16 protein-coding genes are annotated in these 24,699 nt (G+C 66.1%); 4 read left to right on the top strand and 12 right to left on the bottom strand.

The genetic code is table 11. From position 1 onward, the window contains the following. Positions 1–626 precede the first annotated feature (626 nt). Positions 627–974 carry an aldo/keto reductase gene (locus ACV7NQ_RS17210; RefSeq protein ID WP_463360600.1) on the bottom strand — a complete coding sequence of 116 codons (348 nt, stop codon included), beginning with the start codon at positions 972–974 and terminating at the stop codon, positions 627–629. Positions 975–1,122: 148 nt separating this feature from the next. Between ACV7NQ_RS17210 and ACV7NQ_RS17205 the strand changes: the two genes are divergently transcribed. The 3 genes from ACV7NQ_RS17205 (at position 1,123) to ACV7NQ_RS17195 (ending at position 2,022) form a co-directional block, all read left to right on the top strand. After that, entirely contained in the window at positions 1,123–1,338 is a 216-nt protein-coding gene (locus ACV7NQ_RS17205) for a type II toxin-antitoxin system HicA family toxin (protein WP_463360599.1), read from the top strand. Then, on the top strand, positions 1,338–1,724 hold the full coding sequence (locus tag ACV7NQ_RS17200) for a hypothetical protein (RefSeq protein WP_463360598.1): 387 nt from the start codon (positions 1,338–1,340) through the stop codon (positions 1,722–1,724). The genes ACV7NQ_RS17205 and ACV7NQ_RS17200 overlap by 1 nt, the downstream gene beginning before the upstream one ends. A 136-nt stretch (positions 1,725–1,860) precedes the next feature. Next, on the top strand, positions 1,861–2,022 hold the full coding sequence (locus tag ACV7NQ_RS17195) for a hypothetical protein (RefSeq protein ID WP_463360597.1): 162 nt from the start codon (positions 1,861–1,863) through the stop codon (positions 2,020–2,022). 96 nt (positions 2,023–2,118) lie between these two features. On the opposite strand, the gene ACV7NQ_RS17190 is transcribed toward ACV7NQ_RS17195, so the two are convergent. Then, positions 2,119–5,481 carry an arabinosyltransferase domain-containing protein gene (locus ACV7NQ_RS17190; RefSeq protein WP_463365706.1) on the bottom strand — a complete coding sequence of 1,121 codons (3,363 nt, stop codon included), beginning with the start codon at positions 5,479–5,481 and terminating at the stop codon, positions 2,119–2,121. Between the two features lie 264 nt (positions 5,482–5,745). On the opposite strand from ACV7NQ_RS17190, the gene ACV7NQ_RS17185 reads away from it, so the two are divergent. Beyond that, positions 5,746–6,243, top strand: coding sequence for a peptidylprolyl isomerase (locus ACV7NQ_RS17185; RefSeq protein ID WP_463360596.1), 498 nt, complete (start codon positions 5,746–5,748; stop codon positions 6,241–6,243). A 66-nt stretch (positions 6,244–6,309) separates the two neighbouring features. Here the strand turns inward: ACV7NQ_RS17185 and ACV7NQ_RS17180 are convergent, their stop codons facing one another. The 10 genes from ACV7NQ_RS17180 to ACV7NQ_RS17135 form a co-directional block, all read right to left on the bottom strand. Beyond that, on the bottom strand, positions 6,310–7,854 hold the full coding sequence (locus tag ACV7NQ_RS17180) for an acyl-CoA carboxylase subunit beta (RefSeq protein WP_463360595.1): 1,545 nt from the start codon (positions 7,852–7,854) through the stop codon (positions 6,310–6,312). Then, positions 7,854–13,046 (bottom strand): polyketide synthase Pks13, encoded by a 5,193-nt coding sequence (gene pks13, locus ACV7NQ_RS17175; RefSeq protein WP_463365705.1) that lies wholly within the window; start codon positions 13,044–13,046, stop codon positions 7,854–7,856. Before pks13 ends, ACV7NQ_RS17180 begins: the two co-directional genes overlap by 1 nt. Positions 13,047–13,301: 255 nt before the next feature. Next, positions 13,302–15,215: a long-chain-fatty-acid--AMP ligase FadD32 gene (gene fadD32, locus ACV7NQ_RS17170; protein WP_463360594.1), complete on the bottom strand. Its 1,914-nt coding sequence runs from the start codon at positions 15,213–15,215 to the stop codon at positions 13,302–13,304. Between the two features lie 190 nt (positions 15,216–15,405). Continuing rightward, a complete protein-coding gene (locus tag ACV7NQ_RS17165) occupies positions 15,406–16,425 on the bottom strand; it encodes an LLM class F420-dependent oxidoreductase (RefSeq protein WP_463360593.1) in 1,020 nt (339 codons plus the stop codon). 191 nt (positions 16,426–16,616) lie between these two features. After that, positions 16,617–17,609: a cutinase family protein gene (locus ACV7NQ_RS17160; protein ID WP_463365704.1), complete on the bottom strand. Its 993-nt coding sequence runs from the start codon at positions 17,607–17,609 to the stop codon at positions 16,617–16,619. After that, positions 17,600–18,103, bottom strand: coding sequence for a DUF732 domain-containing protein (locus tag ACV7NQ_RS17155; protein WP_463360592.1), 504 nt, complete (start codon positions 18,101–18,103; stop codon positions 17,600–17,602). Before ACV7NQ_RS17155 ends, ACV7NQ_RS17160 begins: the two co-directional genes overlap by 10 nt. 218 nt (positions 18,104–18,321) lie before the next feature. Then, positions 18,322–20,178, bottom strand: a complete 1,857-nt coding sequence (locus ACV7NQ_RS17150) for an alpha/beta hydrolase-fold protein (RefSeq protein WP_463360591.1) — start codon at positions 20,176–20,178, stop codon at positions 18,322–18,324. Positions 20,179–20,361: 183 nt separating this feature from the next. Next, positions 20,362–21,396: an alpha/beta hydrolase gene (locus ACV7NQ_RS17145; protein ID WP_463360590.1), complete on the bottom strand. Its 1,035-nt coding sequence runs from the start codon at positions 21,394–21,396 to the stop codon at positions 20,362–20,364. Between the two features lie 784 nt (positions 21,397–22,180). Beyond that, a complete protein-coding gene (locus ACV7NQ_RS17140; protein WP_463360589.1) occupies positions 22,181–23,242 on the bottom strand; it encodes an alpha/beta hydrolase in 1,062 nt (353 codons plus the stop codon). Positions 23,243–23,540: 298 nt separating this feature from the next. Then, positions 23,541–24,632, bottom strand: a complete 1,092-nt coding sequence (locus tag ACV7NQ_RS17135; RefSeq protein WP_463360588.1) for an alpha/beta hydrolase — start codon at positions 24,630–24,632, stop codon at positions 23,541–23,543. Between the last annotated feature and the right edge of the window lie 67 nt (positions 24,633–24,699).

The raw sequence follows: 24,699 nt of genomic DNA, 5'->3' as shown, positions 1-24,699 counted from the left end.
CAGGAGGTGCTCCGGCGCGAGCTGGGCGGCAACGAGTGATCGTCTGCGACACCGGGCCGCTTCTGGCCATCGCCAACAAACACGACAGCGACCACACAGCTGAAGTCGGTATGGATCTAACCGCCACCCCCACCGAAATGATCCAAGCCGCACCAGTCTTCGCCACCTCTCAGTGAGCGTCCGGGAACTCTCGTCGGCCGTGGCTGGTGGTGAGTTGGCGGAGGGTTCGGCTGTGCCAGGGTCTGGTGGTGCAAGGGTGGGCGAATGTAGTTGCAAGGCAATGATGTTCGGTTCGGCCTGGTGTAGCCCGAATATGAAGAACTCCTGGTAGAGCATCGGTTGTCGAGACCATGTTCTGCCAGGAGTTCGCGTGCCAGTATTGCCGAGTTGTCTGTGTTCGCCATGCCCGGCCAACGACCAGTCGCCGACACCGTGTCCAGGGGCGTGGGCGATGCCGGAACGGGCCTGCGCGTCGGTCGGGTTCACGCCCGACACAGCGACCCGGACGCGGACCTCGCCGGGGCCGGGTGAGGGCAGGTCGCGGTCGACGAGTTCGAGAACCTCAGGACCGCCGTTGTCGCGGTAGATGATGGCCTTCATCGAGATGTCCTTAATGTCTGTGCCCCTCATCCGATGGGGACTTCGCTGGAGCGGGACTCGACGGCGTCGAGGGTCGCGGCGTCGAAGGTGATCCGGCTGACCGCTACGTTGGCCTCGAGGTGGGCGGCGTTGGCGGTGCCGGGGATGAGCAGCACGTTCGGGGCGTGGTGCAGCAGCCACGCGAGGCCGATCTGGGAGGGCGTGACCCCCAGGGACTCCGCGACCGCGTGCACCGCGGGCTCGTCAGTCGCCTTGGGCAGGCCGGGGAAGGTGCCGCCGAGCGGGAAGTAGGGCACCCAGGCGATGTCCTCGGCCAGGCACAGCTGGAGCAGGTCCTCGTCGTCGCGAGAGACCAGGCTGTAGGCGTTCTGCACGCAGGCTTGCCACGGCCGACGAGAGTTCCCGGACGCTCACTCAGTGGTCCTCCGGTGCGAGCGCGGCGCGTATGCACACGATCCTAAGCCGAGCCAACCAAACGTCTAGTTGCTTTACTTGATATCGTCTAGTCCCTAGCCTATTCTGATGATTGCGGAGCACGCGACCCGTGCAATCCTCAGAGAGCTCATCGACGCCGGATGGAACCTGAAGCGCAATGCCAAAGGCAGCCATAGCCTTTGGCAATGTGGCGGCGGGCGACACACGGTTACCGTCCCGGATGGACACCGAACGATTCGACCGGGCGTGGTCCGCGTGATCCGCAAGGCGATCATGTCTTGCGACTGCGAAGGAGGTGCGTGATGGCCTACACCGTGCGTGTATCGAGGGAAGGGCGTTGGTGGGCGCTGGCAATCCCGGAGCTCGGGGAGGATGCGCTCACGCAGGCGCGGCGGCTGTCGGAGGTCGAGCGGGAAGCCCGCGACTACATCGCGGTGACCATGGATGTCGCGCCATCGACCGTCGAGGTCCAGGTGATTCTCGATGACATCGGCCTCACTGCCGATACGCGAGCGCGGTCCGAAGAGCTGCGAGCGTTGCGTGCACAGGCAGATGACATCCACGAGACGATCGCGGAGAAATCAGCGGCGCTGGCCAAGGAACTCGCAGCCAAGCAGGTGCCCGTCCGCGATATCGCCGCACTGATCGGTACCTCACATCAGCGAGTGAGCCAACTCCTTTCAGCCTGAGGAACATAGCGGACCGAGGTGCTCATTGCGTCCGAGCGCTACGACGGCAATAGGACGTCACCGGACAACCAGGTACCCCCACGATTGGTGATTCGAAAACCTGCCGAGGGTGCTGGCGGACCGTAATCTGTGAACCATGACCGCGGCCTTCGATGATATGGATCTGCGCGACCTCGTCGGACTGCTCACAGCCGACGAGCAACGGGAAATACGACCGGCGGTGTTTCGCGTTCTCGCACGCCACCCCTCACAAGAACTGCTCCGCCGCGAACTCGGCCTTCGCATGATGAAGGTCTGACCACCCGCCGGAGCACCGAGAGCAGAAAGGCCGTCGCATCGGTTGATCCGATGCGACGGCCTTTCGTTGTGCCTGCCGGAGGTTACCGCGGCGCCGTTAGAAGACCCGGAGCCGGCCTGGGGACCACAGACCCGAGCGGGTCGCGGTACCCGTTTCCAGATGGGCGGCCTTCGCGTTCGGGTCGTACTGGTCGTAGCGCTCGAGGGAGCCCCAGTCGCGTGCCCAGTTGTTCTTCATGTACGTCGGAATCGTGGTCGACCTCGCCAGCATCTGGGTGAAGCCGAGCGGGCCGCCGAACTCTTCGGCCTGCCAGGTGTTGGTGGAGCTGACGGCCAGCGGGCGGTCGGGCAGGATGCGGTAGCCGGGGACCTCGGCGACGCCGTTCTTGTGGTCGAATGGACGCTGGCACGGGAACTGCAGGCCGACGGCCCAGTCCAGCAGCACCGGCTGCTCGCTGCCGATGAAGCTGTTGAGCGACTGCAACTTCGGCATCCGCGGCGGGGTGAAGGCCAGCCACTGGTCGCCGATCAGGATCGGGTCGTTGGCGACGATCCGGACCGCGTCGGCCTCGGGCGAAATCTTGTCCAGCGGCACCCGCAGGTTCCGCCAGGATGGGAACGGACCGATATCCCGCGGCAGGTAGGTGCCGAGCGACTGCACGCTGCCGTCGGGCTGGCGCTTGCCGTAATCGACGGTGAGCGACTGGCCGTACTTGACCGATCCGGTGTCGTCGATGGACAAGATGCGGCCGGCCGCTGAGATCACCACCAGCGGCCTGTCCGCCGAACGGGCGGGCAGCTGGTACCAGCTGGACACCACGTGCGCGGGCTGCTGCACGCCCTCCTGGTAACTACCGAGGATCGGCGTGGTCGCCGGGTCGAGCCCGAACGGCAGCGCCACCGTGCTGCCGTTGACGCCACGCGCGCCCTCACCGCCGCCGGTGCCCGCGCTCTGCCCCTTCTCGAACGCGGCGCCAATGGACTGGGTGGAGGTGTTGCCGGTACCCGGCTTCACCTCGACGCTGTCGGCGGACAGGTCCTTCGGCACGCCGTTGGGATCGAAGCCGACCGGATCGGCGCCCGCCAGCGGATCGTTGGGGTCCTTCGGCGGGTTGGCCGGATCGATGATCGGCTGCAGCCTGCCGGCGTTCGGATCCGGTTCCACCAGCACGTCATTGGCGAGGCCGCACGAACTTCCGCCGATCGCGTCGAAGTTCGAGCGGGCCAGCGAGTAGGCGGGGTACTGCGAGTACGCGCCCTTGACCAGCGAAAGCACCTCGATGGCAACCATCAGCGCGGCGACGACGGTCAACGGGATGGCCGCGAACTTGCGGATTCGCCTGCCGCGCGGCGACTTCGGTGACGGTTGCGGCTTGGTGTAGTCCTCGCGCAACGCATACCAGCCGACCAGCGCCAGCGTCAGCCCGAAGAAGATGAGCATCACCGTGTTCGACTGGTAGCCGTGCAGCGAGATCCGCTTGTCGAACCACGGCACGCCGAAGCTGGATACGTACCAGTAGCCGTTGATCCCGGAGAACGCGATCGCCAGCACGAAGAACAACCCGGCCAGGAAGATCGCGCGATTCTTCCGCGCCCGCAAGGCGCTTGCCGAGACCGCGACCGCGGTGACCGCGGCCAGTGATCCGGCGATGCCCGCGTACGCACCGAAGTGGTGGGTCCACTTGGTCGGGTTGAACATCATGAAGAAGATGGTTCCGAAGACCACGCCCATCAGCCGCCAGGTCGGGCCGCTGGCGATGCCGGGAACCTGCCTGCGCCGCAACAACACCAGCATGGTGGTGAACAGGCAGAGCAGCATCACCAGGAAGGCGAACCGGCGCGACAGCGAACCATCGACGGTCTCCACGAACAGATAGTAGTAGCGCAGGTAATCCTCGTACCAGGCGAGGTTTGGCCCGGTCACCTGACGCACCCGGTTGGCTTCCTGGATAGCGGCGAAGGACTGGTCGCTGTAGACCACGGTCAGTACCAGCACACCGGCCGCCGCTATCGGCGCCAGCAGCGACAGTGTCGACACCCACCGACTGCCCTGCGCGACGAACTGTCGATGCCGTCGCACCACGACCCGCACCAGTGGACGGATACCGGCGAGCAATGCCGCGACACACATCAATCCGGTCGGCGCCGCCGCCAGCGTGAACGCGGCGACCACAACGGCGATGGCGGCGGGCAGCAGCCGTCCGGTGGCAATGGCGCGCTCGATCGACACCCAGGTGAGCAGCGCGCCGAGCGCGACGATCGGCTCCGAGCGCAGACCGTTGTCGTAGGGCAGCCAGAACGCCAGGAACACCAGACCACCGGTCCACAGCGCCACCTTGCTGTTGCGCACGCCGCGACCGAGACGCGGCACCACCTCGCGGCTGATCACCATCCAGCAAAGGATGGCGCAGGCCAGCGCGGGCACGCGCACCCACGGGCTGGCGGTGGAGATCTCCGAGAAGACCTGGATCACGTAGTAGTACCAGCCGAACGGCGCCTCCGGGACGCCGTACCAGCGGAAATAGTTGGCCATATAGCCCGCGTGCGGAGCGACCCGCACCATGGTCAGGATGTAGCCGTCGTCGGAGGTGTTGGCGCCGACGAAATGCCACACCAGCAGCGTGCCGATGACCGTGCCGTCCGCCCAGGTCGGCTTCAGCCAGTTGGCGGGCAGGAACCGGCGGTGGCCGCGCCCGTCGCTGCCATCGAGCCGGGCCAGCGCGGCGAGCGCGATCAGCGTGCACAGCACCGCCGCGATCATCGCGATCAGCTTGATCGCGGTCGGGCTGGAGGAGAACCGGGTATCGACCGTCGACTTGAACGACAGCCCGGCGGGCACCGCACCCTGCAGATCGGAGAAGACCCCGACCACCTGCGGCCGCAGGTCACCGCTCAACTGCCCCTCGACCGGTACCGAAACCAGCTGCTTGGCTCCGGGCGCCCCACCCTCGACCGGCTTCTCCACCATCGTGGTCAGGCCGTCGAACGCCGCCCTGGTCCTGTTGATGTCGGAACTGATGGTGATCGACGTACAGTCGCCCATCTGCGAGCGCTGCGCCGAGGCGACGACCGCATTGCGGTCGATCACGTCCACCGCGGTGTCCGACACCCGGATGAACATGGCCTCCAGCGCCGCCCCATCCCCCTGCGGCGGCGCGGTGGCAAGCAGCATGCCGCCCTGCGGCGGCAGCTCCGCGACGGCAGCGCACGGGATCGTGGCGTCCAGGTCGATCGGCACCTGCGAAACCAGCGGCGCCTGCACGTTGCCGAGCTTGCCGTCTTGCGGCCAGTTCAGCACGGCAGTCGTCTGCGAGACCGGCAAGAACGGACTCGCCAGCGCGAACAGCGTTCCGAGCACACCGGCGACCAACGCGACTATCCGCGCGGTGCGGAAATCGTTCGGCGCGGCCGCGGGCGCGGCGGGCGGTTTCGTCAAGACAGCAGTAGCGGCGTCGGGCACGGTTGGCAATGCTATCTGCCCGCGTGTCTGCGCGGACAGCGCATGCACATCAGGCGCGCCGAGCTCCCAGCAAATTCTTAGCCGACTGCCAGTAATAGCGCCGCTATCCTGGCAAAAGCCGGGGCCACCGACCGAATATCCCCGTTCTCCTTGGCACCGGGAAAAGGCCTGGCCGATGGGAAGGGGACCTGGCGGCGGCAGCGGCGCGCAGAAAGTAGACCCCGAATGGCTGACCGGTTGCGCGGGCAATGGAAAGCTGGGGTCATGACCAAGGTGAATATCGAGACGAATTACGGACCGATGGTGCTGGAGCTGGATGACGAGAAGGCACCCGGCACGGTGGCGAACTTCGTGGATTACGTGAACGCGGGCCATTACAACGGCACCATCTTCCACCGCGTCATCCCCGACTTCATGATCCAGGGCGGCGGTTTCGTCCCTGGCATGCAGCAGAAGCCCACCAAGCAGCAGATCCAGAACGAGGCCAACAACGGCCTGAAGAACGACAAGTACACCGTCGCGATGGCGCGTACCAACGATCCGCACTCGGCCACCGCGCAGTTCTTCGTGAACGTGTCCAACAACGGCTTCCTGAACCACACCGCGCCGACCCAGTCGGGCTGGGGCTACACCGTCTTCGGCAAGGTCGTCGAGGGCACCGAGGTGGTCGACAAGATCGCCGGTGTCGCAACCGGTTCGAAGGGCGGGCACCAGGACGTGCCGCGCGACGACGTCATTATCGAATCCGCGTCCATCGCTTGACCTGTTGTCACACAACGCGAATCGGGCCGCGCCCCAATAGGGTGCGGCCCGATCGCGCAAGACGAATCAGAGCGGCAGCAGATGATGCTTGCGCGGATTGCGGGCAAGTTTTTTGTCGCGCAACAGATGTAGCGCGCGACGTAGCTCCAGGCGCGTCGCCGCGGGCTCGATGACCGCATCGATATAACCGCGTTCGGCGGCAACCCACGGCGTCGCAACGGTCGCGTTGTAGAAGTCGATCATCTGCTTGCGCACCGCCGCCCGCTGGTCCTCGGGCGCCGCCTCGATCTGCTTGCGCCCGATCAGGCTGACCGCGCTCTCGGCGCCCATCACCGCGATGCGCGCCGTCGGCCACGCCAGATTCACGTCCGCGCCAAGCTGTTTCGAGCCCATCACCGCGTACCCGCCGCCGTAGGACTTGCGGATCACCACGGTCACCTTGGGCACGGTGGCCTCCACGTAGGAGAACAGGAAGCGGCCCCCTCGCTTGATGACGCCGATCTTTTCCTGCTCCACACCCGGCAGGAAGCCCGGGGTGTCCACCACGAACACCAGCGGGATCTCGAACGCGTCGCACATGCGCACGAAATGCGCGGCCTTGTCCGATGCCCGCGCGTCCAGCGCACCGGCGTACACCATCGGCTGGTTGGCCACCACGCCGACGCTACGCCCGTCCACCCTGGCGAATCCGGTGATGACATTGCGTCCGGCCGGCGCACCGATCTCGTGGAAGTCGCCGTCGTCGAAGATGCGCAACAGGATCTCGTGCATGTCGTAGCCGGCGTTGTCCGAGTTGGGGACAAGCGAATTCAATTCCAGATCGCTGTCGGTGATCTCGGGCTCCAGACCCGGATTCACCACCGGCGCCAGCTCCTGGCAGCTGGTCGGCAGGAAGCTCAGGTACGCGCGCACCCATTCGAACGCCGCGGTCTCGTCCTTGGCGATGTGATGGATATTCCCGTACTGCGCTTGGCTATGCGCGCCGCCGAGTTCCTCGAGGCTGACGTCCTCGCCGGTAACCTCCCGGATCACCCCGGGGCCGGTGACGAACATGTACGCCTCCTCGGTCGCCACCACCACGTCGGTGGTGATCGGGGCATACACCGCGCCACCCGCGCACTTACCGAGAATCAACGATACCTGCGGCACCATGCCCGACAGCGGTTCGTGGCGGAGACCGAGCTGGGCGTACCAGGCCAGCGAGGTCACGGCCTCCTGCACGCGCGCACCACCGGAATCGTTGATGCCGACGACCGGGCAACCGACCTTCGCGGCGTACTCCATGATGCTGGCGACCTTGCGGCCGAACATCTCGCCGACCGACCCGCCGTACACGGTCTGATCGTGCGAGAACACCGCGACCGGCCGACCGTCGACGAGACCGTGCCCGGTAACCACACCGTCGCCGTACAGCGCCGACGGATCACCCGGCTTACGCACCAGCGCACCGATTTCCACGAAGGTGCCCGGATCGAGCAGCATATTGATCCGGTCGCGGGCGCTCGGGATGCCTTTCTGCGCCCGCTTCGCCACTCCCACTTCACCCGCTGGTTCCTGCGCCAATTCCAGCCTTCTACGCAGGTCGGCAAGCTTCTCGGCAGTAGTACTCACTAGGACTCTTTCGTCGCGATCGCAGCAAGTTTCGCGGTGAGGTCGGCTCCGATCTTTCCGATCCGGGGCTCATCGATGATCTGCAGGTGGTCGCCCGGGATGTGGATGACTTCCAGGTTCGGCAGGTAGTCGTCCCAACCGCCGTTAGGCTGGCGGTGGGCGTATCGCGGCTCCAGTTCGATCGCGCCATCGTGGTAGCGATCGGCGAGGTAGAGCACGACGTCACCCTCGTAGCGCGTCGGCCGCACCTGCTGCAGGGCACGGTTCTCGATCCACGAGGTGCGCTGGTGCTCGAGCACGCCGCCGGGGATCTTTGCGCCGCTGAACTTGATCAGATCCAACACCATCTTGAACTGTTCTTCGTCGGACGACGACGCCAGCTCATGCAGCTGTGTCCGATCCAGTTCGCCCTCGACGCCGTAGGTCTTCTGCGCGAATGCCTGGAAGCGCTCGATCCGGCGCACCCGCTCCTCGGGACTGTTGTCCTCCGGCTCGGTCGGAATGGCCAAGTCGATCAGGCCGACCACGCGGACATCGGCGCTTTCCGCACGGAGGACCTGAGCAACCGCCATGGCCAGCACGGCGCCGAGGGACCAGCCGTACAACACATAGGGACCGTCACCCTGGATCTTGCGAAGTTCCGGCACGTACTGCCGGGCACGTTCCTCGATCGCACCGTCGACCCGCTCGACGCCATACATCGGAGTATCCGCGGGCAGTCGCTTCAGCAGCGGCTCATAGACCAGCGTGTTGCCGCCCGCCGGGTGAAACACGAAGACCGGCGCCACATTCGAGCCCTCGGGCCGCGCCCGCAGCGGGCGAATGAAGCCGTCGACATCGGCGCCGCTGTCCTGCAGGGTGCGCACGATGTCGGCGAGTTGTTCGATCGTCTCACAGTCGAGCACGTCGTCGACGGTAACCTCGGCCTTGACCCGTTCGGTGAGTCGAGCCGCCAGCTTCTCGGCGGTGTCCTCGTCCAGGATCGGCAGGCTGTTGAAGATGCCTCCGGCCGACTTCCCGGTGACGACGGCCCAGGTGGCGTAGGTCAGCCGCTCGGCGGCATCGCGCGGTGGCACGTTGTCCTCCTCGGCAACCGGAGCCGCGGCAGGCTCGGCGACGGGCGCAGCAGCAGGCTCGGTCTTCGTCCCGGCCTCGGCGACTATCGCCTCAGCCGCTGCCTCCACGGTGGTGTTCTCCGCGCTGAGTGCCTGGTCGAGCGTCGCATCGGCAGCCTGCGAATCCGCTGCGGCGGCAACGTTGTCCGTGGTGGCCGTGGCCGACTCTGCCTCCAGCGCAGCCTTCGCCGCGGCGACGACATCGGTCACATCCGCGCCACCGGTCGCCTGCGCCTCCAGCGCTGCCCGGGCCGCGGCGGCGAATCCGCTGTCCTCGCCGTCGCCCTGCTGTTCGGCGACGGCCTTTATCTCGTCGCGATGCTCGATCGCATACCGCAGGTACTTGCCCACCTCTTGCAGGCTCATATCTCGCACGACCTGCACCTGCAGCTGTGGGATATCGAACTCGTACTCGACCCGGTTCTTGATCCGCATCGCCATCAGCGAGTCCAAACCGAGTTCCATCAACGGAATTTCGAGCGGCAGGTCCTCGACCGCGTAGCCCATCGACTCGGCGACGATCAGTGCCAGCCGCTCTTCCGGAGTCTGTGTACCGTTCGGATCCCAACGCTCACCGAAGGTTTCGACGATCTCGATGTCGGCAGCACCCGTGGTCGCCAACTCGGCGCTTGGAACAGGCGCCGCGACAACGGTTTCGGGCAGCGCAGCACCGGAGGTGACCACCGCGTCGAACAGCAACCGGAAGGCCGAGCCCTCGCGAGCGTGCACCTGTACCGAGGCGCCGCCGAGGTGCGGGGTCAGCGTGGTGGTGAGCGTTCCCGAGGTCGGCAGCCCGGCGTGCGGGATCGACGCACTCAGCGACGCGTCGCTGAGCACCTGCGCCGCAGCGGAATTCACCAGCGCGGCCAGGTCGGTGACGGACGCGGCCTGCACCTCCCACACGTGCCTGCCATCCGGCAGCGCGACGTGCGCACCCGGCACCCGGGCATTGCCGCCGCCTGCGCCGATGGAGATGTTCGCCTTCGGCCAGTACTGCTTGCGCAGGAACGCGGTACGCGGGATATCCGCGTAATCACCGGCGGGCAGCAGCGAGGACAGGTCGACGCGGTGGCCGTGCACGTACAGCTGGGCCAGCGCGGAAAGCACGCCCGCGGACTCGTCTTCCTTGCGCTTGAGTGTGGGGATGAGCTGCGCGTCGTGCACGCCCGCGGCGAAGGTGGTGCCCAGAACCTGCATCAGCGCAACGGAATTCGGCGCCAGCTCCAGAAACGTGGTGTGCCCGGTCTCCACCGCGAGGCGCACCGCGTTGGTGAAGTACACGCTGTGGCGCATGTTCTTCACCCAGTAGTCCTCGTTGTGCACCGGGTCGTGGCCCGCGCGGTAGAACTGTTCCTTGTCGACCGTCGAGTACAGGCCGACCTTCAGCTTGGTCGGCTCGATGCCGGCCAGTTCCGCGGCCAGCTCGCCGAGCAGCGGATCCATCTGCGAGGTGTGTCCGGCGCCGCGGGTCTGCAGGACCCTGGCGAACTTACCCGCCGCCTCGACCCGCGCCACGATCGCCGACACCTGATCCACCGGGCCGCCGATGACCGTGTTGGTCGGCGCCGCGTACACCGCGACCTCGACATCCGGGTATTCCGGAAGCAGCGCCTCGACCTCTTCGGCGCTGTATTCGATCAGCGCCATATTGCGCACGTCGGCGTCGGTGATCATCGCCTCGCCCTCGCCCATCAGGCGGGAGCGGGCGCAGATCACGCGCACCGCGTCTTCGAGCGGCAGACCACCGGCGATGTAGGCGCCGGCGACCTCGCCCATCGAATGACCAACCACCGCGGCGGGTTCGGCGCCGTGCGCGCGCAGCAGCGCGGCCAGGCCGAGCTGGATGGTGAAGATGCCGACCTGCGAGGTGCCGACGTTGTAGTCCTGGGTGTCGTCGAGGAACATCTCGCGCACCGAGTACCCGGCCTCGTCCTGCACCAGCTCGTCGACCTCGTCGACGGTCTTGCGGAAGATCGCGTTCTCGAGGTAGAGCTGCTTGCCCATCTTGCGGTGCTGCGCGCCGAATCCGGCCAGCACCCACATCGGGCCGTTGACGGCCGGTGCATCGGCGGTGAACACACCGGTGCCCGGCTTGCCCGCCGCGATCGCGCGCAGACCGGCGACCGCTTCGTCATGGGTCTTGGCGAGCACAACACCGCGCGAACGGTTGTGGCTGCGCTTGGCCAGCGACCGAGCGACGTTCTCGAGCGGAACGTCGCGACCTGCGTCGGACTCCAGCCAATCGGCGAGATCCGCGGCGGCACGGCGACGGCGCGAGGGCAGGTAGGCCGAAACGGCCAGGATCACCGGCAGCGGCTCTGCCCGCTCGGCCGACCATTCGGCCTCGGGCGCAGCGGTTTCCGCGGCCTCGGCGACGAGCTCGGTCGCCTCCGCGACCACGTCGGTCGTCTCTGCGTCCGCGACGACCGCATCATCGACGTCGGCGACAGGCGCGGGCAGCGCGGGCACGTACTCCTGAATGACGATGTGCGCGTTGGTACCACCGAAACCGAAGCCGGAGATACCGACGGTCGCGGTGCCGCTGTAGCGCGGGAATTCCGTCGGCTCGGCGACGACCTTCAGGTGCGCCTGATCGAACGGGATATACGGATTGGGGCCGACGTAGTTGATGTTCGGCGGAATGACGTTGTGCTGCAACCCCATGATCACCTTGGCCAGGCCGGCCGCACCGGCGCCCGACTCGAGGTGACCGAAGTTGGTCTTGGCCGAACCGAGCAGCGCGGGCTTGTCGTCGTCACGACCGCGCCCGACCACCCGGGCGAGCGCATCGGCCTCGATGGGGTCACCCAGCAGGGTGCCGGTGCCGTGCGCCTCGATGTAATCCACGGTGGACGGTGCGATTCCGGCATCACGGTAGGCACGACGCAGCACGTCCGCCTGCGCATCCGGGTTGGGCGCAAGCAGGCCGTTGGAGCGGCCGTCGTTGTTGACCGCGGTGCCCTTGATGACCGCGTAGATCTTGTCGCCGTCACGTTCGGCGTCGGCCAGGCGCTTGAGCACCACGAGGCCGCCGCCCTCGGAGCGGACAAATCCGTCGGCGTCGTTGGAGAACGCCTTGATGTGTCCGTCCTTGGCCACACCACCGTTGGCGTCGAAGCCGAGCGTCGCGGCCGGAGCCAACAGCATGTTCACGCCACCGGCCAGCGCTAGATCGGCGTCACCGCTGCGCAGCGTGCGCACCGCATCGTGCACCGCAACCAATGAGGACGAGCAAGCGGTGTCGATAGCCACGGACGGGCCACGGAAGTCGAAGAAGTAGGAGACACGGTTCGGAATGATCGAGGAGACGCTGCCCATGATGGCGTACGCCTCGGCCGACAGCGGCGTATTCGCATCGGGTTCCTTGCCGAGCGCCAGCGCCGCGATCAGCATGAACTCATTACCGGAGGAGCCGATGAACACACCGACTGGCTCGCCCTTCAGTCCGCTGGCGGGAATCCTGGCGTGCTCCAATGCCTCCCAGGTCAATTCCATCGCGAGCCGCTGCTGCGGATCCATACGCTCCACCTCGACCGGCGAGGTGGCGAAGAACTCCGCATCGAAGCCCTTGACGACCTCCTGATCGAGGTAGCCGCCCTTGGTGTTGGCGTTCGCAATCGCCTCGGCCATGGTCGGGTCGCCGGTGAATTCGCTCCAGCGGCCCTCGGGTAGGTCGCGGATACCGTCACCACGGCCGACGAGGAAGTCCCAGGTGGATTCCGGGGTGTCGCCCGCGCCCGGCAGGCGCGTGGACAAGCCGACGATGGCGATATCGTGCGCCTCGCCCGGGGTATACCCGGCGGTGTAGAAGGCATCGTCGGCCGATTCGGCCGGAGCCTCGGGCTCACCGTTGATGACCCGCTCCGCCAGCGAAGCGATCGTCGGATGCTGATAGACGATCGTCGCGTTCAGCGCCACACCGGTCAGCTCTTCGATGTCACCACCGAGCGCGATGGCATCGCGCGAGGCCAGCCCGAATTCCTCCATCGGCCGGTCAACCGTGATGTTCTCCAGCGGTTGACCGGTGGCGTCGGAAACCCAGCGCCGCAGCCACTCTCGCAGTTCGGCGACCGACATATCGGTCGTCGCAGGCGCAGCGTCTGCCGCGGTCGAAGAAGTATCGGTCGCGTCGGCGAGCACGATTTCGGTCGTTTGGGTGGGCGTGCCCTCGTTGTCAGCCATCAATTCCTCAAGCTACCTGTCTGCGTACCGGGCGCGCCGCGAATTGACGCGCAGGTCGTTTCGAGCGACCTGCAAGCAGTCGCTAGCGGCGTGGGATGGGTCGGCGCCGAGCGTCGATGATCGGCTCGCCGAGTTCACCCCTGGGGGCAATTACTCTTCCGGTGCATCGGGGAATGCCTGCTGGGTGTAACCACCCCGGAGCGTTCCCTCCAGATAAGCAGTCTTGCAGGCGCGCCGAGCGATCTTGCCGCTGGAGGTACGCGGGATGGACCCCGCTGGTACCAGCAGCACGTCGCGCACGGTCACACCGTGGCGCTGCGAAACGGCCGCGCGAACGGCATCGGCGATCGGCAGCGGATCGGCCTTGCCCGCCCCAGGGCCGCGCTCGCCGACGATCACGAGCTGCTCGGAGGCATCATCGGCGTCGAACTTCAGGCCCGAATGGCTGCCCTGCTCGAAGACCTCGGCAGGCAGCTGATTCGCGGCCACCGAAAACGCGGCGACGAAGCCTGGCCTGAGCGCCTTCGAGGCTTCCTGCGCGGAGAACTCGAGATCCTGCGGGTAGTGGTTGCGACCGTCCACGATCACCAGGTCCTTCACCCGCCCGGTGATGTACAGCTCGCCGTCGAGGTAGACGCCGTAGTCGCCGGTACGCATCCAGTTGGCGTCCGCGTCGGCACCTTCGGCGTGACTGCCCTCGGCCAAACGATGCGGCACCTTGTTCTTGAACGTCACGGAGGTCTCGTCGGGACGACCCCAGTAGCCGATGCCCATGTTGTTGCCGTGCAACCAGATCTCACCGACCCTGCCGTCGGGCAGCTCGCGGCCGGCGTCGTCGTCGATACCGTCCGGATCGACGATCACGGCCCACTGCGATAGCGCCACATAACCGCAGGAAACCTGGGCGATGGCGTTCTCCGCTGTCTGCTCCACCTTGACCATGCGACCCGCATTGAACGCATCGCGGTCGACATAGACGACCTTCGCTTCGTCCTCGGCCTTGGTCGCCGACACGAACAGCGTCGCCTCCGCCATGCCGTAGCAAGGCTTGATCGCCGTCTTCGGCAGACCGTAGGGCGCGAACGCGTCGTTGAACTTCTTCATCGACGAGGTGGTGACCGGCTCGCTGCCGTTGATCAGGCCGATCACGTTCGACAGGTCGAGCGACTCGCCATTCTTCGGCAGACCACGCGCAGCGGCGTGCTCGAACGCGAAATTCGGTGCGGCGGCGAAGGTTCCGGCGCCGTCGGAGGCGGCGGCCAGTTCCTTGATCCAGCGGTACGGACGCCGCACGAACGCACTCGGCGACATGATGGTGATGTACTTGCCGCCGACCGCGGGCAGGATCACCGTCAGCAGGCCCATATCGTGGAACAGTGGCAGCCAGGTGACGCCGCGGGAGTTCCAGTCCAGGTTGATCGCGTCGACCATCTGCAGCAGGTTGGTGCCGACCGCCCGGTGGGTGATCTCGACACCGGCCGGGATCCTGGTGGAACCCGAGGTGTACTGCAGGTAGGCGATGTCGTCGATGGCGATGTCCGGGCGCACCCAGGTCTCCCCGACGCTGTCGGGGATCGCGTCCACGGCGATGATGCGTGGGCGCTGCGCGGCGGGCAGCGAGCGGAAGAACTGCCGCACCCCCGCCGCCGAGGAGCTGGCGGTGAGGATGGCCGAGGGCTCGCAGTCGCCGAGGACGGCGTGCAGGCGGTCGGTGTGACCCGGCTCGTCGGGGTCGAACAGCGGCACCGAGATGGTGCCCGCGTAGATCGCGGCGAAGAAGGAGATCACATAGTCCAAGCCCTGCGGCGCGAGGATCGCGACCCGGTCGCCCGGATTGGTCACCTGCTGCAGTCGAGCGGCCACCGCGCGCAGCCGAATACCGAACTCACGCCACGTCAGTTCCTGCGCCTCGCCATCACGCTCACGCGAGTAATCGATGTAGCGGTAAGCAAGGGTGTTCGCGTCGTTCCTGGTGTGCTTCTCGACGTGATCGACCAGGGTGTGATCCTCGGGAATACTGATGTTCCCGGTTTCATCCAGGTAGTCGTCGAAAGTCTCTTCCATTCCTTCTTCTCCTCCGAGGCACACGCAGCAAGACGGCGACTTCGCCGCTGTTACCTGTGAGGCCCCGACTCGCTATCGCCCGCGGGTGCTCTATATGCAAGAGCCAGCCTGCAGATTTTGTGGCGGTCTGCGCGGTGACCGCCATCGGCTAGGTTCTCAAACCAGAGTCATGGTACAGATGAAGAGCGGCTCACTCGTCCCGCAGCAGCGGAATAACGGGCGCGAAAGCGTCCATCTGGGTGGGGAACACACCGACATAGGACATCGATGTGAGCTGCCGCACCCGACGGATCTGCTCGGCGATCTCCTCGAATGTACCGATGGCCACATACGGCGATTCGAGGATCTCCTCGACGGAGAGCTTCACGTCGACCTCGAGGTCGGGATGCAGGCCACGATCGAGCGCGGAAAGGGCTATTTCCGCCGTCTTCTCCCGATCGTCGGTGATGACGATCGCGGTGATGGCCCAATTCAACTCGATGTCGGCAAACCGATCACCGGCCGCCTCGCGGATCAGGTTCACCTTCTCGATGGTCTTCGCCATGGTGATACCCGAAAGCAGGCCCTTGCCGTTCTTGGTGGTAACCGGAACGACCGAGATGATGTCGGCGTGCTTGGCGGCCAGCCGCAGCATCTTCGGGCCACCGCCGCCGGTGCAGATCGGCGGGCGCGGACCCTGCCGCGGCCGTGGCGTGCCCTTGATGCCCTTGACCTGGTAGTGCTTGCCCTCGAAGGTGCACTCCTGGCCGCGCAGCAGCACATCCAGAATGGTCAACGCCTCGTCGAGCTTCTCGAGGCGGACGCCGGGCGTCTCGTAGGGCAGGCCCGCGGCTACGAATTCGTCCTGCTTCCAGCCCGCCCCGAGACCGACCTCGAGGCGCCCCTTGGAGAGCACGTCGATGGTGGCGAGGTCCTTGGCCAGCACCACCGGATGCCGGAAACCATTGGCCAGCACGGACGTTCCGAGGCGGATCTTCTCGGTGGCCTGCGTCAGCGCACCCAGCGCGGCGATCGGACCGATCTGGTCACCGAGGTGATCGGGCACGACAAAGCTGTCGAAGCCGTACTCCTCGGCCTGCTGCGCGGTCTGGATGAATTTGCGGGCACCGCCCTCCTGCTTGTTTCCCTCGCCCGCTGCCGCGAAGCGGAAGCTACGCAGCGGCGTGCCCAACGCGGTCAACTCACCAGCCGGTGCGGCGGCTTCTGTCATGAACTCATGCTCCTGGCTGTAAGGAAATTGCCTGCGCGCCGCCTGCCCACAGTCCTGGGGGCACGAGCCGACGTCGCGATCATCAGCGCACTTTACAGCGTGCTCGTGTTCGATTGCCGAGGCTTCGGTATGGAGACATGCACTACCGCGTGGCGGCCTGGCTCGTTGTGATCGTTCACATGGCCCGATCCTCAGGAATGCGCTGGATGCGGCGCCCCTTCGATCAGGCCGTTCGCCCAGTTGACGGTCCACTGGGTCGCGGTGGTTCCGCCGCCGTCGACCACGAAGCCGTTGTACAGGCTGTGCACCGGGTTACCCGCCGCGCCCATCAGTGTCAGCGCGCTGCCCACAATGTTCAGGGGGCTCAACGCTTGCCGCGGTGAATCACAGATCAGATCGCCCGGCGCGCAGATGGTGAAGGTGCGGTCGGCCAGCGAGCCGAAGCCGCCCGGACGCGGACCGGTCATGGAAATTCCCGGCACGTTCACGCCGTTCAGCGCGACCTCCGCGCCGACTCCCGGTGGCGGGTTCCCGATCTGGATGGCCTGTCCCGGCCCGGTGTCACCGGTGCGGCGCCCATCGGCGATCAGCATCACGCCGAGCACCTGGTCGGCGGGCACCGGACCCTTACCCGCGGCGATCTGGGAGGCGATATCGCCCCCGATCACCGCGCCCTGGGAGAAGCCCGCGATCACATAGGTGGTCAGCGGACACTCGCGATGCCGATTCACCATCGCATCGACCATCCGCTGGGTGCCCTCGGAACGGCTGTGGTTGTAGGACGCCTGGCCGTCCGGCGGGATCGCGATCGGGTTGGAGAACTGCGCGACATAGGGAACGGTGTACACATCCAGCCTGTTCGAAGGGAACTGCTGGGACACCGGTCCGGAGATGTTGAGCATCAACGAGATCGGGTTGGCCGTCGGATTGTGCGGGTCGTCGTTGCTATTGGATTCCCAGGTGCCCGGCACCGAGATCATCTGGACGTCCGGGCAGCTGGCCGGCTGCGAGGTCGGTCGCTCCGGCGGCTTCGGTCCCGGTGCCGGCGGTCGCAACCGGCCCGCGAGCAGGTACCACAGCAGCACGACGACAACGATGATCAGCGCGACGATCGCGAGGAGCACCAGGCATCCCGCCGGTCGCGACCGGCGGGATGTCGAGCCTCGGCGCGCGCTCACTGGCAGTACGTCTGCTTAGCGGTATCGATGTAGATCTTCCCGGCCTTCTCGACCGGCATCTTGGCCGGATCGAAGGACGGGTCGGACCCGGCCATCGCGTTGACGAAGGTGGTCAGGTCGGACTCGGACGCGCCGGCCGCGATCCCCTGGCAGACATAGTTGCCGATGTTCAGCGCGATATCCGGGGTGGAGGTGCTGATGCCCTGGGCCTTCAGCGCGTCGAGGAACTTCTTGTCCTTGTCGGTGAGCTTGGAGCTGTCGGCGGGGGGCGCGGCATCGGTGGGAACCGGCTGCGGGCGCTCAGGCGCCACCGTCGATCCGGGCTCCTGCTGGGTCGACTCGGGGGCGGGCGCCTGCTGTCCGGTGTCGCCACCGGCGCTGCTCGATACGGGCGGCTGTGCTGCCGTCGTGGTGTGGGTCAGCGTCGGCGTGCTCGATGCCGTCGAATCATTGCCGCCGCAGGCGGCGAGCAATCCGGTGGCGGCGATCGCCACAGCCACGCCGAGTACCTTTCCACGGGTCCGATGCATGAATTCGTGTCCTCGATCTGTCGCAAAAGGGGGCGGGTCGCCAACCAGGCTAGCCGTGTCGGATTTGCAGCGTTTGCGGCGCTGCTTGTTCGCGGCCCCCTGATGGCTTGCGTCCGAGCGGCCGAGTCTCGCACGAGGTGGTCACCTGTGCGGCGAACCGCAGCGATCAACTGGTGGGCCGATCGGAATCAGAGGCTGTGGACCTCGGGTTTGCCGTCGCGAACCACGATGAATCCGGCCTGGAAATTCTGCTGCACGCCACCCGGCACGGTGAACTCGTCACTGATCGGATACCCGAGCTTGCCGTTCTCGTAACCGGCGTCCTTCCAGGTATCCATGATCGGGCCCGAGCGCACCGCCCACGCCCCCGACAGCGGGCTCCAGTAGATGTTGCCGCCCTCGAACCTGCTGAATCGGCCAAGGTCCTTCAGCGGCAGTTCCTCGGCCGCCGGGAAACCCAGCCAGCTGTTCTCGTAACCCATCTGGGCGTATTTGCCCATGATCAGGCCCTGCAGCCGGTGCACGCCGGTCTTCTGGCTGTAGTAGAACGGGCCGTTATCGAAGGCCTGCACGACGCCGTCCCTGTTCGGAGACTTGACCTCCGGCGCGATCGGATAACCCGCCGGACCGCGCTCGAAGCCCTGCTTGCCCCACTCGTCGAGAATCGCGCCACGCACCACCTGGGCGCCGGTCTGCGGGGTCCAGTAGAGCGTGCCGTTCTGGAAGGTCTGGAAGCGGCCGCGGCCGTCGGGTAGCCCGCGCTCGTCGCCGGTCGGCAGTCCGACCGCACCGAGCGCCGCCTGGTAGCCGCCACCCATCATGCCGCCAACCGGATGCGCGCCGGTCGCCTGCGAATAGAACACCCGGCCGGACCGGAAGTCCTGGGCCACACCGCCGTTCACCTGGTATTCGGCGGTGACGCAGTCACCGAGCCAGCCGTTGGCATTGGCCACCGCGGCGATCGCGGCGCCCGCCTGACAGGACGCCTTACCCGCGTCGACCCCGAGTGCGGCGGCGGCCTGCGTCCAGGACTGGCGCATCTCGAAATCCCAGTACGGCCACGAGTGGGTGCCGGAGGGACGGTAGTTCACCTGGGCCGGAATGGTCAGATTGCCCAGTTTGGTCACAAAGTTCTGCGAGGTCAGCCTGGACAGGAGCTCCAGGCCCATGCCCGGGAAGTTGGTGCTCACCCCGGGAATGCCTGCGGCCTGGTCGAATGGCCCGATCGCGCCGCTACCGCTGGAGACGTAGAGGCTGATCCCCTTCAGCTTGTCCGCCAACGCGTACGGATCGTGCCCCTCCCACTCGGGACTGGTCGGCGGACCCCACATGGCGGCCGAATCGAACCCGCCCGCATCACGCATGGCGAACTGGATGGCCTGCGGCATGCCGAGGGTGGTCGTGGTGAGGAAGCCGGAGTACGACGCGGCATACCTGATGAAGTTCGGGTTGCGCGCGGCCAGGAACATCGCGGCCGTGCCGCCCATCGAAAGCCCTTCCATGCCACGGACATCCGTGGCCCGCCACTGGTTCTCCAGCAGCGGCGGAAGCTCCTTGGTCAGGAAGGTTTCCCACTTGTAGTTGTGGCCGTTGTTCGGCTGTAACCAGTCGGAATAGAAGCTGGACTGGCCGCCGATCGGCAGCACGACGGTGACGTTCTTGTCGGCGTAGAAGTCGGCCGCACCCGCGTCCTTCGTCCAGCCGCTCTCGTCATCGGTGGCACGCAGGCCATCGAGCATGAACAGCAGCGGAAACTTGGCGTCCGGTTGGGCGTTCCAATCCCTGGCGAGCAACAGCTGCACCTGAACAGGCGCCTGCATCGACGGCGAATTGATCCACAGCGCGACTCGACGGTCGGTGAACCACACCACCTTCTGCACGGTCGCCCCGGCCGGCAGGGTGGCGGCGGGCTGTGCCGTGGCGGGCGCGGTCAGCGGCGAGAGTCCGGCGGCCAGTGGCAGCGCTAGGGCGGTGGCGAGCAGCGCCAGTCGCCCGCGAGCGGTGCGAGTGCCCTGCCGCCCGCCTCTCCCCCATCTGCCGCGCATATTCCCTGCCACAAGAGTTTTCTACCCTGAATGGGCGGTGTTCCTGGGAGGACGCGCGGGAGTAAACGACTTGGTCGGCACGGTATTACGACAAATGTCGCCGAACGGACCCGAAAACGCGTCCGGCGCTATCCGCTTCCGAATGGGGAAGCAAACAGCGCCGGGCTGGGTAAAGCTACTGATTCACCAGCCGCCGGTGGCGTCCAGGATCGCGTTGCGGGACTTGAAGAGCTCGCCCTCCCAGTACTTCCAGGAGTGCGTGCCGGTGGCCGGGAAGTCGAACGCGGCCGGGATCTTCAGCGAGGCCAGGCGGGCCTGGAACGCGCGGGTGTTCACCAGCGACAGCGCCTCGAGCGCCATGGCGTTACCGGTGTTGAACACGCCGACCGCCGAGTTCGGCCGGTCGTACTGACCGGGCAGGCCACTGGACGCCGAGATGTACATCGGCAGGCCCTTGAGCTGCGGCGCGAACACGAACGGGTCCATCCGCAGCCACTGCGGGCTCCACGGCGCTGCCATCGAGTCGACGTTGTAGCGGCCGGCGTCGAGCATCGCGATGCGGATGGCCTCACGCATCCCCGGCGCGGAGATGTTCAGGTAGCCGGAGTAGGAGGCGGCGAACTTGAACTGGTTGCGGTGGTAGGCGGCCAGGGCCAGCGCGGCACTACCACCCATCGAAAGACCAACGACCGCGTTGTTGGTGCGGGAGACGCCGTAGCCCGCGAGGAAGTCGGGAAGCTCCTTGGTCAGGAAGGTTTCCCACTTGTAGGTGGTCTTCTGGCCGTTGGTGTTACTCGGCGAATACCAGTCGGTATAGAAGCTCGACTGGCCGCCGACCGGCATCACCAGGGTGATGTTGTCATTGCCGAACTGATCCTGCGCGTTCGTCTCGAACGACCACGCATTGCGGTCGTCGCGAGCCCGCAGACCGTCGAGCAGGTACAGCGCCGCGTCACCGCCGCGCGCCGCCCACTGCACCTGGACCTTGATCGGACCCATCACCGACGGGACCATGAGGTCCTCCCGGCCGCCCGCCGGCGCGCGCAGCATGGGGCTGTGCGCCGGGGTGGCCATGGCGACGGTCGGGGCCGCTACTCCGGCGGCGATCGGTAGCGCTAGAACAGCGGCACCGACAGCCAGAATTCGATTACGCCAACCGCGAGGGGTGACTCGCCGTCCCGTGCTTCTCTTCGGGCCGGCCGCCCTGCCGAAACGCATGAATCCTGCTCTCTTTCTGCTGTTGTGGTGCGGCCCGCAGCCCATGAGGGCCGGGCAGCACCCGTGCTGCAAACGAGACGCACGTCACAATCGAGCCGGATCCCGACATTCCGGCGCAACCGACGGCGCTACAACGATCTGGTCACACTTGCGCTCGCTGGACGATATTCGACGCTCGAAGCCTTTGCAAGGCCGGGGCATTCGAGTGGCCGAAATCCGCCCGTGCACAACCTGTGATCGTGCGGTGACCCTATCGCGTTCGTTCGAAAATGTCGTCTCAGAACGGGAATGTCAGCCGAAATTGGTGACCCGAGCCGATCGCGCATGGCCCAACGCAGGTTCTCGGTCAGGAATGTTTCCCAGGCATAGATGGTCCGCTGACCGTTGGTGTTGCTCGGCGCGATCCAGTCCGAATAGAAGATGGACTGCCCGCCGACCGGCATCACCACATTGATGTTGCACCTGGCAGCACCCGCGAGATCTCGGTGCGACTTCCCAGCCACTGAGAGCCGTGTCGGCGCGCCGCATGTCGCATGGCAACCCGGCCGCTGTTGTATGAGCAAATATCCAAAGACTTTCCCGAAAACGCACTGCGAGACCGGATCGTGATGAGAACCAGAGATTTGCCGACACGATGAGCCACCACTGAGCACGCCTGTCCCGCGGCACCGAAATCTTCCGACAGCGATCAATCAGCAAACAGTCGGACATAAGGCAACAGACCGGGCGGAGACAATCGAACCGCCCAGTGCCGTAGTGGCGCCGGGCGGTTCGTCGCGGAAGGTCAGCCGATGTTGGCGGACATATCCGGGATCATTCGGTACGCCTCGTTCTGCCAGTTGTTCCACGCATGGACGCCGAAGTCCGGGAAGTCGTAGACGGCATTGCCGCCACCCAGCGTGGCCATGCGCACCTGGAACGCTCGCGTATTCGCCAGCGCCAACGCCTCCAGGCCCATGCCGTTGAGCGTGTTGAAGCTCGGGGCATCACCCGAGCCCGGCCTGCCGCTGCCCGCAGCGATCCAGAGCCGGGTGCCGTTGCGAACCAGGTTCGGCGCGAACACGAACGGATCCATCCGCAGCCACTGCGGGCCCCACGGCGGCGCCATCGAGTCCACGTTGTAGCCGCCGGCGTCCATCATGGCCACCCGGATGGCCTCACGCATACCGGGCGCCGAGATGTTCAGGTAGCCGGAGTACGCACCGGCGAAGCTGAACTGATCCGGGTGGTAGGCCGCCAGGGTCAGTGCCGCGCTGGCGCCCATGGACAGGCCGAAGACGCCGTTGCGGTTCGGGTTGAAGCCGAGCCGGTCGCGCAGCGCCCAGCGCAGGTTGTTGGTCAGGAAGGTCTCCCACTGGTACCGGTAGCTCTTACCCGGACCACCGGCGAACGAACTCAACGCGCCCGAGCCCGAGTTCGAACCGGTTCCCGCCGGGATACCCAGGTAAACGCTCGGGGTGTTCCAGTCGGCGTAGAAGCTCGACATGCCGCCAACGGGCATCACTACGTTGATGTTCCAACTCGCCAGGGTCTCGGCGATATTGGTTTCGATCTCCCAGCCGTTCAGGTTCTCCGGCGCCCGCATGCCGTCGAGGGCGTAGACCACGCGGTTGGTGTTGCCGTCCGCGGCACGTAGCACGCGCGTCTTGATCGGACCCATGCCTGAGTCGACCCAGAAGTCGAAGGCGGCCGGGTTGAACGCCGCCGATGCGGTCGCGCCACTGCCCGCGATCGAGATCCCCAGCGGTAACAGCAGAGAAAGAGCCGCGCCGAGCGCCCACTTCCGTCCCCATGAGCCGGAGGTTGCTGAGCTACCGGGCCTACGTTTCCAGCGCGAACTTCGCATTCGACTCGACCTTTCGTTCGGACGACCAGTCAGCAAATATTAAGCAATCTCGACCGGCTTCCTCATCGGACACGGAGGCGGGACGTCCGCCAGGAAGCAGACCTTTCCACCTGTGTGCATGTTCTCCGCGTATCAACCGCCAACGAATGCCTCCATGTTGCTGGAAAGTGATCCAAGCCACAAGAACTGAAGGTTTCGTCGCAGCACATTCGTTGTCGACCACGGTTACGGACGGGGGTGAAAACGAAAGACCGCCCGGTGCACAGGGCACCGGGCGGTTTGTTCGCGACTGGTCGGACTAGCCGATGTTCGCGGAGAGGTCCGGGATCATCCGGTAGACCTCTGACTCCCAGTTGCGCCAGTTGTGGATGCCGACGGGCGGGAAGCTGTACGTGACATTCTTAGCGCCCAGCGTCATCATCCGGACTTGGAAGGCCCGGGTGTTAGCCAGCGCCAACGCCTCCAGCGGCATGCCCTGGATGATGTCGAGCGGTGAGGTCGCGTCCGCCGGTCCGGGCAGGGCGCTACCGGCAGCGACCCAGAGCCTGGTGTTGTTCGCGATCAGTCGCGGCGCGAAGACGAACGGGTCCATCCGCAGCCACTGCGGGCCCCACGGCGGCGCCATCGCGTCGATGTTGTAGCCGCCCGCGCTGATCATGGCCACGCGCAAGGCCTCGCGCATACCCGGCGCCGAGATGTTCAGGTAGCCGGAGAACGAACCGGCGAAGCTGAACTGATCCGGGTGGTAGGCCGACAACGTAAGCGCCGCACTGCCACCCATGGACAGGCCGAAGACGCCGTTGCGGTTCGGGCTGAAGCCGAGTCGATCCCGCAACGCCGAGCGCAGGTTGTCGGTGAGGAAGGTTTCCCACTTGTAGGTGTTGTTCTTACCCAGCGTCTCGTTCCAGCCGGACGAACCCGTCATCGCGGACCCGGACGACGAACCGTTGGCCGAGCCCGACGAGCCCGTGCTCACGCCGAGGAAGTTGCCGGGCGCGTTCCAGTCCGCGTAGAAGCTGGACGGGCCGCCGACCGGCATGACGACGTTGATGTTCCACTTGGTGAGCTCGCGGGCGACTTCGGTCTCGCTCTCCCAGCCGCTGATGTCACTGCGGGCCCGCATGCCGTCCAGCGCGTACACGACGCGTCCGGTGTTGCCGTCCGCGGCGCGGAAGATCCGCGACTTGATCGGCCCCATCGAGGAGTCCACCCAGAAATCGAACCCGTCCGGGTTGAACGCGGCCGACGCGATGGCGGCGGGTCCTGCAACCGACACCCCGAGCGGCAGCAAAATAGCCAGCCACAGCAGCACCGACCGCTTGAACCAGGAGCCGGGTCTCCGGGTTCTCGGACGTCCATTCTGCGGCTTTCGCCTGATCACGCCTCGCATCTATTTCGGCCTTTCCTCATCGGGCCGGCTTTCGGCCATGTCGATCGGTGACCGTCCGTCGCGCCCA

The sequence above is a fragment of the Nocardia sp. Tas62D01 genome (assembly GCF_055232035.1).
This window is presented reverse-complemented; position numbering and strand designations above follow the sequence as displayed.

Bases quoted from the DNA above. Each gene is read 5' to 3' on its own strand.
- ACV7NQ_RS17205 (WP_463360599.1), top strand. From the start codon at position 1,123: ATGATTGCGGAGCACGCGACCCGTGCAATCCTCAGAGAGCTCATCGAC.
- ACV7NQ_RS17200 (WP_463360598.1), top strand. From the start codon at position 1,338: ATGGCCTACACCGTGCGTGTATCGAGGGAAGGGCGTTGGTGGGCGCTG.
- ACV7NQ_RS17195 (WP_463360597.1), top strand. From the start codon at position 1,861: ATGACCGCGGCCTTCGATGATATGGATCTGCGCGACCTCGTCGGACTG.
- ACV7NQ_RS17185 (WP_463360596.1), top strand. From the start codon at position 5,746: ATGACCAAGGTGAATATCGAGACGAATTACGGACCGATGGTGCTGGAG.
- pks13 (WP_463365705.1), bottom strand. From the start codon at position 13,046: ATGTCGGTCGCCGAACTGCGAGAGTGGCTGCGGCGCTGGGTTTCCGAC.
- fadD32 (WP_463360594.1), bottom strand. From the start codon at position 15,215: ATGGAAGAGACTTTCGACGACTACCTGGATGAAACCGGGAACATCAGT.
- ACV7NQ_RS17165 (WP_463360593.1), bottom strand. From the start codon at position 16,425: ATGACAGAAGCCGCCGCACCGGCTGGTGAGTTGACCGCGTTGGGCACG.
- ACV7NQ_RS17150 (WP_463360591.1), bottom strand. From the start codon at position 20,178: ATGCGCGGCAGATGGGGGAGAGGCGGGCGGCAGGGCACTCGCACCGCT.
- ACV7NQ_RS17145 (WP_463360590.1), bottom strand. From the start codon at position 21,396: ATGCGTTTCGGCAGGGCGGCCGGCCCGAAGAGAAGCACGGGACGGCGA.
- ACV7NQ_RS17140 (WP_463360589.1), bottom strand. From the start codon at position 23,242: ATGCGAAGTTCGCGCTGGAAACGTAGGCCCGGTAGCTCAGCAACCTCC.
- ACV7NQ_RS17135 (WP_463360588.1), bottom strand. From the start codon at position 24,632: ATGCGAGGCGTGATCAGGCGAAAGCCGCAGAATGGACGTCCGAGAACC.